Annotated in this window: 11 protein-coding genes and 1 pseudogene; 10 read left to right on the top strand and 2 right to left on the bottom strand. The window is 58.6% G+C overall.

Translation table 11 applies throughout. The features are described from left to right. Window positions 1-2 precede the first annotated feature (2 nt). The 10 genes and pseudogenes from J3P76_RS00720 (at window position 3) to J3P76_RS00675 (ending at window position 9828) form a co-directional block, all read left to right on the top strand. The gene (locus J3P76_RS00720) at window positions 3-899 is read left to right on the top strand and encodes a LysR family transcriptional regulator (protein WP_420765931.1); all 897 of its coding nucleotides are present in this window, start codon (window positions 3-5) and stop codon (window positions 897-899) included. 435 nt (window positions 900-1334) lie between these two features. After that, entirely contained in the window at window positions 1335-2456 is a 1122-nt protein-coding gene (locus J3P76_RS00715; protein ID WP_434561360.1) for a Re/Si-specific NAD(P)(+) transhydrogenase subunit alpha, read from the top strand. A gap of 15 nt (window positions 2457-2471) precedes the next feature. Then, entirely contained in the window at window positions 2472-2795 is a 324-nt protein-coding gene (locus tag J3P76_RS00710) for an NAD(P) transhydrogenase subunit alpha (RefSeq protein WP_003187010.1), read from the top strand. Next, window positions 2795-4231: an NAD(P)(+) transhydrogenase (Re/Si-specific) subunit beta gene (locus J3P76_RS00705; RefSeq protein ID WP_434561362.1), complete on the top strand. Its 1437-nt coding sequence runs from the start codon at window positions 2795-2797 to the stop codon at window positions 4229-4231. Before J3P76_RS00710 ends, J3P76_RS00705 begins: the two co-directional genes overlap by 1 nt. A gap of 196 nt (window positions 4232-4427) precedes the next feature. Continuing rightward, window positions 4428-5921, top strand: a pseudogene (locus tag J3P76_RS00700) (acetyl-CoA hydrolase/transferase family protein). Window positions 5922-6239: 318 nt separating this feature from the next. After that, window positions 6240-6455, top strand: a complete 216-nt coding sequence (locus J3P76_RS00695; protein WP_434608531.1) for a DUF1127 domain-containing protein — start codon at window positions 6240-6242, stop codon at window positions 6453-6455. A 334-nt stretch (window positions 6456-6789) separates the two neighbouring features. Beyond that, a complete protein-coding gene (locus J3P76_RS00690; RefSeq protein ID WP_420765935.1) occupies window positions 6790-7107 on the top strand; it encodes a DUF2388 domain-containing protein in 318 nt (105 codons plus the stop codon). Between the two features lie 106 nt (window positions 7108-7213). After that, complete coding sequence (locus J3P76_RS00685; protein ID WP_434608533.1) at window positions 7214-7522, top strand: DUF2388 domain-containing protein; 309 nt, start codon at window positions 7214-7216, stop codon at window positions 7520-7522. Between the two features lie 27 nt (window positions 7523-7549). Beyond that, window positions 7550-7870, top strand: a complete 321-nt coding sequence (locus J3P76_RS00680; protein WP_420765937.1) for a DUF2388 domain-containing protein — start codon at window positions 7550-7552, stop codon at window positions 7868-7870. Continuing rightward, window positions 7867-9828 carry a DUF4105 domain-containing protein gene (locus J3P76_RS00675; protein WP_420765938.1) on the top strand — a complete coding sequence of 654 codons (1962 nt, stop codon included), beginning with the start codon at window positions 7867-7869 and terminating at the stop codon, window positions 9826-9828. The genes J3P76_RS00680 and J3P76_RS00675 overlap by 4 nt, the downstream gene beginning before the upstream one ends. A gap of 77 nt (window positions 9829-9905) precedes the next feature. On the opposite strand, the gene trpA is transcribed toward J3P76_RS00675, so the two are convergent. Both trpA and trpB read right to left on the bottom strand, forming a co-directional pair. After that, window positions 9906-10718, bottom strand: a complete 813-nt coding sequence (gene trpA, locus J3P76_RS00670; protein ID WP_434561364.1) for a tryptophan synthase subunit alpha — start codon at window positions 10716-10718, stop codon at window positions 9906-9908. Continuing rightward, complete coding sequence (gene trpB, locus J3P76_RS00665; RefSeq protein WP_434561366.1) at window positions 10718-11950, bottom strand: tryptophan synthase subunit beta; 1233 nt, start codon at window positions 11948-11950, stop codon at window positions 10718-10720. Before trpB ends, trpA begins: the two co-directional genes overlap by 1 nt. Window positions 11951-12011: the final 61 nt, after the last annotated feature.

The raw sequence follows: 12011 nt of genomic DNA, 5'->3' as shown, positions 1-12011 counted from the left end.
ACATGCGCCGCAAGATTCCCAGCACCGCCGCCCTGGTCAGCTTCGAGGCCGCGGCCCGCCATGAAAGCTTTACCAAGGCCGCGCAAGAGCTTTCGCTCACACAGGGCGCGATATGCCGACAGGTTGCCAGCCTGGAAGAGTTTCTGAGCGTGGAACTCTTTCGACGTTCAAGGCGCGGCGTAAAGTTGACCGAAGCAGGGCTTTCCTACAGTCGTCGGATTGCCATGCAGCTGGACGCGGTCGAGCGTGACACTCTGTCAGTCATGGGCCATACCGGCGCGAACGTCATCGAGCTGGCGGTAGTGCCAACATTCGGTACGCAATGGTTGTTGCCACGGCTGAAGGATTTTCAAAAACAGCACCCCGAAGTTACGGTCAACCTGACCAACCGAACACGCCCTTTCCTCTTTGCCGACACCGATTTTGATGCCGCCATCTATTTCGGCGATGCCGATTGGTCCGGTACCGAATCCCACAAGTTGATGGGCGAAAACCCGATGCCGGTATGCAGCCCGGCATTACTGGGAAACCGAAAGGCGCTGACACCGGAGGCTATTGCTCAATTGCCACTGCTTCAGCAGACCACCCGCCCCTATGCATGGCGCCAATGGTTCAGCTCGCAGGAGCTGAACATTGCACGGGACCTGACAGGCCCGCGTTATGAACTATTCTCGATGTTGGCCCAAGCAGCCATGCATGACATGGGAATCGCGTTGATCCCGCCTTTTCTGATCCAGCGCGAACTGGCGGAGGGTCGTTTGGTAATCGCCAATCGCAATGCATTGTCGAGCATCAAGGCGTATTACCTGATGATTCCCGAACGAAAGGTGAAATCTGCTTCGCTTCAGGCGTTTCGCGACTGGCTGGTAAACCAAGCCAAGGGCTATCTCCTTGAATAGCAATGCAAAATTGCGATGTTGACTACGTAGTCAGTTTATTAGGATCGCTACAGATATAAGTTTATGTCGCATAAAACCAAACTGTTATGGACGAAGTACAATCGTTCCACAACCGGCTAAATACGTGGCTTTGAGCCACATTTCCAACGCATGCCTACGTATTCACCTTGGCAATGTAAAAAGTAAGACGATTGTCCGGCTATCCCTTTAAGAACAAGGCTTCACGGGCAATTGAACCTGATGGTTGCGACACTTGGTCACAGGGTGACTTGTAGTTAATTTTTCGTCACACGTCATAATCCCTTGAAGGGCAGAATTTTCGCCTGCAAAATGCCGCGCCCCGCCTGAAGAGGCGAGGTCGTGCTGATCGGCCGCCCCAGCCGCACCATCCGAAGTACCTGGGTTTACTCAATAAGATCACGCAGGAGATTTGACGTGCACATTGGTGTTCCCCTCGAAACCCAAACGGGTGAAACACGGGTTGCTGCTACCCCGGAAACCATCAAGAAGCTCATCGGCCAAGGCCATAAGGTTACTGTTCAAAGCGGCGCCGGTATCAAGGCCAGCGTGGTCGACAGTGCTTACGAAGCGGCGGGCGCAACTATTGGCAGCGCCAGCGATGCGTTCGGGGCCGAACTGATCCTCAAGGTGGTCGCCCCCAGCGATAGCGAACTGGGGCTGATCAAGAGCGGCAGCGTTCTGGTGGGCATGCTCAATCCGTTCAATAACGAGACCATTACCAAGCTGGCCGAGCGCGGCATTACCGCATTCGCCCTTGAGGCCGCCCCACGCACGTCCCGGGCCCAAAGCCTGGATGTGTTGTCGTCTCAAGCGAACATTGCCGGGTATAAGGCCGTGCTGCTGGCCGCCCATCATTATCCACGCTTCATGCCGATGCTGATGACAGCGGCGGGCACCGTGAAAGCGGCGCGAGTATTGATCCTTGGCGCCGGTGTGGCGGGGCTACAGGCAATTGCCACGGCCAAGCGCCTGGGTGCTGTGATCGAGGCTTCGGATGTGCGGCCCGCGGTAAAGGAACAAATCGAATCCCTCGGCGCCAAGTTCGTCGACGTGCCTTACGAAACCGACGAAGAGCGTGAATGCGCCGTCGGCGTTGGAGGTTACGCCCGGCCCATGCCTGCCAGCTGGATGCAGCGTCAGGCCCAGGCTGTGCACGAGCGCGCCAAACAAGCTGACATTGTCATTACCACGGCACTGATTCCGGGCCGCAAGGCACCGACGCTGCTAAGCGCCGAAACCGTCGCGCAAATGAAACCCGGCTCGGTGGTCATCGACCTCGCGGCAGCCCAGGGCGGCAATTGCCCGCTGACCGTGGCCGACCAGGTGGTTGTCGAGAACGGCGTCACCATCGTCGGCCCGACCAACCTGGCTGGCGAAGTCGCGGCCGATGCCTCGGCGCTGTACGCCCGTAACCTGCTGGACTTCCTGAAGCTGGTCTTCACCAAGGAAGGCCAGTTCGACGTGAACCTGGAAGACGACATCGTCGCAGCGTGCCTGATGTGCCGCGACGGCCAAGTCATCCGCAAAAACGCCTAAGCAGGGATTCAGACAATGGAAGAGCTTATCTCCCCCGGTATCTACAACCTGATCATCTTTGTGCTGGCCATTTATGTCGGTTACCACGTGGTCTGGAACGTAACGCCTGCGCTGCATACGCCGCTGATGGCGGTGACCAACGCCATTTCGGCCATCGTGATCGTCGGCGCGATGCTCGCCGCCGCCCTGACCGTAACGCCTCTGGGCAAGACCATGGGTACTCTCGCCGTGGCCCTGGCTGCGGTGAACGTGTTCGGTGGCTTCCTGGTGACGCGCCGCATGCTCGAGATGTTCAAGAAAAAAGCCCCGAAAGCCGTAAAAGAAGAGGCGCCCAAGTAATGAGCATGAACCTGGTAACGACGCTCTACCTGATTGCGTCCATCTGCTTCATCCAAGCCCTCAAAGGCCTGTCGCACCCTACCACCTCCCGTCGCGGCAACCTGTTCGGCATGCTCGGCATGGCATTGGCGGTGCTTACTACCGTCGGACTTATCTACAAACTGGGAGCCGAGCTGGCGACCGCCGGCATTGGTTATGTCATCGTTGGCTTGTTGATCGGCGGCACCGCCGGTTCGATCATGGCCAAGCGTGTCGAGATGACCAAGATGCCGGAGCTGGTGGCGTTCATGCACAGCATGATCGGCCTAGCGGCGGTGTTCATTGCCATCGCCGCTGTCGTCGAGCCGCAATCGCTGGGCATCGTCAAGCAATTGGGGGATTCGATTCCGGCGGGTAACCGTCTGGAGCTGTTCCTTGGCGCGGCAATCGGCGCAATCACGTTCTCCGGTTCGGTGATCGCCTTCGGCAAGCTGTCGGGCAAGTACAAGTTCCGCCTGTTCCAAGGCGCTCCGGTGCAGTTTGGCGGTCAGCACAAGCTCAACCTGATCCTGGGCCTCGCCACACTGGGCCTGGGCCTGGCTTTCATGTTCACCGGCAACCTCGGCGCATTCGCCTTGATGCTGGCCCTGGCGTTTGTCCTGGGCGTGCTGATCATCATCCCGATCGGCGGTGCGGACATGCCGGTGGTGGTCTCGATGCTCAACAGCTATTCCGGTTGGGCCGCAGCAGGCATCGGCTTCTCGCTGAACAACTCGATGCTGATTATTGCAGGCTCGTTGGTGGGTTCGAGCGGCGCGATCCTCTCGTACATCATGTGCAAGGCGATGAACCGCTCGTTCTTCAACGTACTGCTCGGCGGTTTCGGCAACGCCGCAGATGCTGCTGGCCCGGCAGGCTCCAAAGAAGCCCGCCCAGTGAAATCCGGCTCGGCTGACGACGCGACTTTCCTGCTGACCAACGCCGATACGGTGATCATCGTTCCAGGCTACGGCTTGGCGGTCGCCCGGGCGCAGCACGCGTTGAAAGAACTGACCGAGAAGCTGACCCACCACGGCGTGACGGTGAAATACGCAATCCACCCGGTTGCCGGTCGTATGCCCGGCCACATGAACGTCCTGCTGGCCGAGGCCGAAGTGCCTTACGACCAGGTATTCGAGATGGAAGACATCAACTCCGAGTTCGGCCAGGCCGACGTGGTGTTGGTGCTGGGCGCCAACGACGTGGTCAACCCGGCGGCGAAGAACGATCCGAAGTCGCCGATTGCCGGCATGCCGATTCTTGAGGCGTTCAAGGCCAAGACCATCATCGTCAACAAGCGCTCGATGGCCAGCGGTTATGCCGGCCTGGACAACGAGCTGTTCTATCTCGACAAGACCATGATGGTGTTCGGCGACGCCAAGAAGGTCATCGAAGACATGGTCAAAGCAGTGGAATAAGCGTCAGCTGTTTATCAAAACGCCCCGACTTGTCGGGGCGTTTTGATTTGTATCAAGGCAAAGCGTTACCGATCCGGTAATGATGTTTTGCCTGAAACGCCCGTAATAGAGGCCTCAAATGCGACTTTTGTAGCGGGTCGGGCTCGGCGCGAATTCTCTAGACTGCGCATCCAGCTTCCAGCCCGAGAAACCATTCATGTACCGTGATCGCATCCGCCTGCCTTCGTTGTTGAATAAAGTGATGAGCGCTGCCGAGGCAGCCTTGCTCGTTGAAGACGGAATGACCGTCGGCATGAGCGGCTTTACCCGCGCCGGAGAAGCGAAGGCCGTGCCGCACGCACTGGCCGAACGCGCCAAGGTCACGCCGTTGAAAATCAGCCTGATGACCGGAGCAAGCCTGGGCAACGATCTGGATTAGCAGCTCACCGAAGCTGGCGTACTGGCACGACGCATGCCCTTCCAGGTGGACAGCACCCTACGCAAGGCCATCAACGCAGGCGAGGTGATGTTCATCGACCAGCATCTTTCGGAAACCGTCGAACAGATGCGTAACGCCCAGCTCACGTTGCCAGATATTGCCGTGATCGAAGCGGTGGCGATCACCGAGCAAGGTCATATCGTGCCGACCACGTCGGTAGGTAACTCCGCCAGCTTTGCGATCTTCGCCAAGCAAGTGATCGTCGAGATCAACCTGGCCCATAATCCAGATTTGGAAGGCCTGCACGACATTTACATCCCCAGCTATCGTCCAACTCGCCTGCCGATCCCCCTGGTGAAGGTTGACGACCGTATCGGCAGCACCGCCATCCCGATCCCACCGGACAAAATCGCCGCCATTGTCATCTCCCAACAATCAGATTCCCCTTCGACGGTCTTGCCGCCGGACGACGACACCCAGGCCATCGCCGACCATCTGATCAGCTTTTTCAAGCAAGAAGTCGCGGCCGGGCGCATGACCAACAAGCTTGGCCCTCTGCAGGCCGGCATCGGCAGCATTGCCAACGCAGTGATGTGCGGATTGATCGACTCTCCGTTTGAAGAACTGACCATGTATTCCGAGGTATTGCAGGACTCCACATTCGACCTCATCGACGCCGGCAAGCTGAGTTTCGCCTCTGGCAGCTCCATTACGTTGTCCGCTCGGCGCAACACGGATGTCTTTGGGAATCTGGCGAAATACAAGGACAAACTGGTGCTGCGCCCGCAGGAGATCTCCAACCATCCGGAGGTAGTGCGACGCCTGGGCATCATCGGCATCAACACGGCGCTGGAATTCGACCTGTATGGCAACGTCAACTCGACTCACGTATGCGGCACGCGAATGATGAATGGCATTGGGGGTTCGGGGGATTTTGCCAGGAACGCACACTTGGCTATTTTCGTGACCAAATCCATTGCCAAGGGCGGCGCCATTTCCAGCGTCGTTCCGATGGTCAGCCATGTGGACCATACCGAGCATGATGTCGACATCCTGGTGACCGAGATTGGACTGGCTGACTTGCGGGGCTTGGCGCCACGCGAACGGGCGCGGGCGATCATCGAAAACTGCGTGCATCCATCCTATCGCCAGGCATTGAACGAGTACTTCCAGGCGGCAAGCGCTTTGGGCGGACATACGCCGCATATTTTGCGGGACGCACTCAGCTGGCACATGAACCTGGAAGCAACCGGACGCATGCTTGCGGTTTGATACAGCTGGATCACCGTTAGGGCTAAAACAGTTTTATAAATCCAAAGGGCTCGGCAGGTTCTTTGCAGAAACTGTACTTCTGTACCGGTGATTTCTTACAGTCATATCCCACAAAACACAGCCAGACACTGAATAACGCACCAATTTAGTGCCGATAGATACAGTTGCCTCAAGATTGACCAGTACACCGCGCTTTAACAGTTAACTGGTCTCTTACAATACAGATGAACTGTATCTACAGGGACTGGCCAAACGGGAGGATCATGGGCACCAGTTAAACCACTACCTAATCCCGCCACAAGCGGAAGGATGTCAACCATGGAACGTACACTCAGTTCCGAGCTGTTTTTCGAAGACAAAGCTGAACAAAACCAGGCTTCCATGCCTCTTCGCGTTATCGCTAACCTGATGCTGTGGCAGCGCCGCATTGCCAGCCGCCATCAATTGGCCCGTCTGGATTCGCGCCTGCTGGCAGATGCCGGTATCAGCGAAGCACAGCGCTACGAAGAGCTGAGCAAGCCGTTCTGGCGCTAATTCAGCGTCGCTGGCCCTGACCCATCGGGTCCATCGCCAGCACCGAATTGAATAAACAAGACCCGTCGTGGGAAACCGCGACGGGTCTTTCGTTTTCGAGCCTGAACCGGTCTGAGATCGGGAAACAGAACAGTTATACCAAAGCTATTCATGCACCAGTACAGTTGGTTGGATGGCGATTATCTTGCCTTGGGTCGAGCCAAGGACCATTGCAAAGCTGTAAGCAAACGCGATCTGTCCTAATATTGATGCAACCGTGGCGAAGCGAGTCGAGCATGTGTCTCCCCTTCCAGCTACAGGCACCGGTATCACCTCATATACAAGGAGCTCCATCATGTCCCGTCTTCGCCTGCTCAGCGCAGTAGCGCTGTTGGCCGTAGCTGCCCAGTCCAACGCCAGCAGCTTCATCGTCACCACCGACTCCATTGTCGGCGCCCTCAAGGCCACGTCCGACGTAACCTCCGATGCAACCTCATCACTGCGTGACAATAAAATCGTTCAAGCCGCACGTGACGACGCCGCCAGCTTCGTGGCCAGCGAAGGCGCTATCCGCGGTGTGAAACTGGAGAGTGCATTGGATTACATCCGCCAGCAGGCACCGCAGCTCAACGCCACCGATGCGCAGCTTGCACAGGCCATCCTGGTAATCTGATGCAACATGAAACATTGGGCACCCAAGGGTGCTCCGATGTTTCCGCGCTGGCCCTGGCCCGCAGGTTTGCGCTAGCCTTCAAGCTCGCCAACAACCGTCGAGTCCCATGCGTTTTTACTCAAAACTTTACAGCGCCTGTTTATTCACAGTTTTTTGCTGGTCTGTCCCGGCCCATGCCTTCGATGTGTCCACTCAACAAGTGGTCGCCAGTGGCTACGCCACGAGCCTGGTGACCTCCGCACCCTTCGACAATAAACGAGTCGTCGCCGCTCGTGATGACGCCGCCGCGTTCATTGCCAGCGAAGGACAATTCCGAGGTCCGCAATTGGAGTCGGCCCTGGACTACCTGCGCCGGAACCAGCCGAAACTTCACGCCAGCGACCTTGAACTGGCACAGGCAATTCTCGTCCAATAACTATCTTTAATTCTCCGGAGTCGTTCCATGCGTAGCCCGCTGATTGCTGCCGCCCTTGGCCTGCTGGTGTTGGCCGATGTGGCCCAGGCACATACCCTGGTAGCCACCAGTAACATCATCGTTCGCGCCTCCCAGCGTTCGATTGATTTCACCTCTGACACCACCACATCCATTCGTGACTCAAAGATTGTCCGCGAAGCTCACGATGACGCTGCCAGCTTCGTCGCCAGCAACGGCGAGATTCGTGGCGCTCATCTCGAAGCGGCTTTCCAGACATTGCGTACCCGCGTACCGGAAGCCCGCGACGCCAGCGACCAGGTTCTCGCCGAAGCTATCCTCGCATTGTGAGGCGGCTGGCCGCCTGGCTGACTGCCGGGGTTGTGCTGCTTCTGAGCGGCACAGCCCAGGCCGGTCTCCAGTTACATCTCAATAGCGATGGCTTGAGCCCGGCACAACAACAGGCCAGCCAGGCACTGCTCGATGAAGCCATGCAGGCATTGCCGCCACGCTTCATCGAGCGACTGGACCGGCGCATCGATGTCGGCTGGACCGATCGGATGCCCGCAAACGCCTACGGCCAGGCTTCATTGGTGTCGCAGTTGGACTTGAACCGGAACCTGCTGGACAGCCTCACCGATGGCAGCGCCGCCAAGCAAAAGACCTTGCGCCCCCACGGCACCGTGCGGCGCGAAATGCTCGCTACCGTGCTGCACGAACTGACTCATATCTATGACCGCTCGCGCCTTTGGCCAAATGCCGAACGTGTGCTGATCCAACGCTGTACTCGGCGTAACAGCAGCGCCGGGCTGATCGGCATGACGGATGAGTGCAGAGGCCAGAACGACCGGCGCTTCACGCTCAGCGATGATCCTCGCCTGCTGGATCTCGCCGGCTGGCCGCAGTATGTGGGCCGTCGCGGCGAACGCGAGCAGCACAACCGTCAGGTTGCCCGCAGCCCGGACCTCTATGAGACGAGCAGTCCCAAGGAGTTCGTCGCGGTCAATATGGAGTATTTCCTCCTCGATCCAAGCTACGCCTGCCGACGTCCCGCGCTGTATCGCTATTACCGTGAGCACTTTGGCTGGGCGCCCGCCGCCAAGGACACCTGCTCCACGTCGTTCGCCTTTCTCAATGCCGGCAATGATTTTGCCAAGACACCACTGGGCAAGGTCGATCCGGAACGCGTCTATGCCATCGACTACCTGTTGGCTGAAGCCAACCAGAACTGGGTCAGCCGTTGGGGCCATAGCATGCTCCGCCTGGTGATATGCGCACCGGGCCGTCCACGTGGGCCAGATTGCCGATTGGATCTGGACCAACACCTGGTGCTTTCGTACCGCGCCTTCGTAGGCGACGTTCAGCTGTCGAGTTGGGACGGCCTGGTAGGCAAATACCCGTCGCGTCTGTTCGTACTGCCGTTGGCCCAGGTCATCGACGAGTACACCAAGACCGAACTGCGCAGCCTGGCGTCGGTGCCCCTCAAGCTGTCGCGCACCGAAATCGAAGAAACGGTCGAACACGCCGCCGAAATGCATTGGAGCTATGACGGCAACTATTACTTCCTCTCCAATAATTGCGCGGTAGAAAGCTTGAAGCTGCTGCGCAGCGGCAGTAATAACGAACAGCTCAAAGGCCTGGACAGCATCATGCCCAACGGTCTGCTGGAAGTGCTCAAGGGCCGTGGCTTGGCCGACACCAGTGTGCTGGATGATCCCAAGGAAGCCTTGCGCCTGGGTTACCGCTTCGACTCATTCCGCGAACGCTACCAAGCCATGTTCGACGTTCTGAAAAAACGCCTGCCGATACGGCAACAAACCGTCGAAGACTGGCTCGCGCTGGACGCTGCAGAACGCCGCGTTTGGTTTGAACAGGCCGACCTGCGCACCAGCGCGGCATTGCTATTGCTGGAACAGGCCAGTTTCCGTCGGCAATTGCTGCTCGCCCAGGATGAAGTCAAACAGCGCTACCTTGGCGCGCGTGAGCTTCAAAACGGTGGCATGGAGAGAGCCAACGCGACGTTGCAACAGATTCTCGCCAATAGCGGCTTCCTGAGCCGTCCGGCCGAACTGCTGGGCAGCAGCGGCTACGGATTGCCACAACCCAGCGAATGGCAGCGATTGGAATCGGAAAGCAGCCTGCGCCAGAAACAGCTTCAAACGCTGACCGGCGACCTGGATAAGGAAGTCAGGGCATTGCTTGAACCGAGCCGCGCTGCTGAAATCGCCGCGAGCGAGGCCAATGTGAAGGAGATCGGCGAACATCTGCGCAAGCTGCACAAAGCCGCAGGTGGGTTGGAGTTGCCGTGACTGCCAAGCCTTGAAGCGATAACAAAAAGGGGTTCGGAACCCAGTTCCGAACCCCTTTTTCATTGGCGCGAGCCAAATCAGCCAAGACGCGCCTTACGTACACCATCAGCCAAGGCCGCGCACAAGCTCAACACACCATCAATCGCCTGTTCCGACGTATCGGCGCTGGCGATATGGTCGATCAGCGCGGAGCCGACCACTACGCCGTCGGCCAACCGGGCGATGGCTGCCGCCTGTTCCGGGGTGCGAATACCGAAGCCAATGCTGATCGGCAGATCGGTATGCCGACGCAGACGCGCCACCGCTTCTTCTACATGCTCCAGCGTCGCGGCACCGGCACCGGTCACACCCGCGACCGACACGTAATAAACGAACCCCGAGCTGCCGTTGAGCACGGTCGGCAAACGCACATCATCGGTGGTTGGCGTCGTCAGACGGATGAAATCCAGGCCGGCAGCCTGGGCCGGCTCGCACAGTTCGCTGTTGTGCTCGGGTGGCATGTCCACGACGATCAGGCCATCGACACCGCTATCCAGCGCTTCGCCGATGAAACGCTGCACGCCATAACGATGGATGGGGTTGAAGTACCCCATCAGCACCAGCGGCGTCTCGGTATTGTCCTTGCGGAACTCCCGAACCATCTGCAGGGTTTTCGCCAGGTTCTGCTGGGCGCCCAAGGCACGAATGTTCGCCAATTGGATTGCCGGGCCGTCGGCCATCGGATCGGTGAACGGCATGCCCAACTCAATAACATCGGCGCCGGCGGCAGGCAGGCCCTTGAGGATCGCCAGCGACGTGTCGTAGCCCGGATCGCCAGCCGTGACAAACGTCACCAGGGCGGCACGGTTCTGTTGTTTGAGTTCGGCAAAACGGGTTTGCAGGCGGCTCATCAGTGTTTCTCCTGCTGGGACTGTTCCATGTGGTGCATCACGGTTTGCATGTCTTTATCGCCACGGCCGGACAGGTTGACCACCATCAGGTGATCCTTGGGCAGGTTTGGCGCGCGCTTGAACACTTCAGCCAAGGCATGGGCACTCTCCAAGGCAGGAATAATCCCTTCCAGGCGGCAGCATTTATGGAACGCTTCCAAAGCTTCGGCATCGGTGACGGAGGTGTATTGGACGCGGCCAATGTCATGCAACCAGGCGTGTTCAGGGCCAATGCCGGGGTAGTCGAGGCCAGCAGAGATCGAATGCGCGTCGATGATCTGGCCGTCCTCATCCTGCAACAGGAAGGTACGATTACCGTGCAGCACGCCTGGAACCCCACCGTTCAGGCTCGCCGCATGCTTGCCGGTCTCGATGCCGTAGCCCGCCGCTTCGACTCCAATGATTTCAACGCTCTTGTCATCGAGGAATGGGTGGAACAGGCCCATGGCATTGGAGCCACCGCCGATGCACGCCACCAGGCTGTCCGGCAGACGACCCTCCTGGGCTTGCAGCTGGTCACGGGTTTCCTTGCCGATCACGGCTTGGAAGTCGCGGACCATCTCTGGATAGGGGTGCGGGCCGGCTACAGTGCCGATCAAGTAAAACGTGCTGTCGACGTTGGTCACCCAGTCACGCAGCGCCTCGTTCATCGCATCCTTGAGTGTGCCGGTACCGGCGATCACGGGGATGACTTCGGCGCCAAGCAGCTTCATCCGAAACACGTTAGCCTGCTGGCGCTCGATGTCGGTGGTGCCCATATAGATTACGCAGTCCAGGCCAAAACGAGCGGCCACGGTGGCAGTGGCCACCCCATGCATGCCGGCGCCGGTCTCGGCGATAATGCGTTTCTTGCCCATGCGCCGCGCCAGCAGGATCTGGCCGATGCAGTTGTTGATCTTGTGCGCGCCCGTGTGATTCAGTTCTTCACGCTTGAGGTAGATCTTCGCGCCGCCGCAGAACTCCGTCAGGCGCTCGGCGAAATACAGCGGGCTTGGACGACCCACATAGTCCCGTTGGAAGTAGGCCAATTCCTCGATGAACGCAGGATCTTCCTTTGCCGTTTCGTATTCACGGGCCAGATCAAGGATCAGCGGCATCAGCGTTTCCGCGACATAACGGCCGCCGAACGCGCCAAACAGGCCGTTGGCATCGGGACCGCTGCGCAGGTTGAAAGGGGTCGTAGGCTGGGTCATCGGGCGCTCCAGGCGAATGCGTAGAAAAACAATGAGCCCACTCTACCCCTGACATATCGCT

The sequence above is a fragment of the Pseudomonas sp. D1-36 genome (assembly GCF_051132205.1).
Classification (GTDB): Bacteria; Pseudomonadota; Gammaproteobacteria; order Pseudomonadales; family Pseudomonadaceae; genus Aquipseudomonas.
Note: the sequence above shows the minus strand (reverse complement) of the source record. Positions and strands in the feature narration are given on the sequence as shown.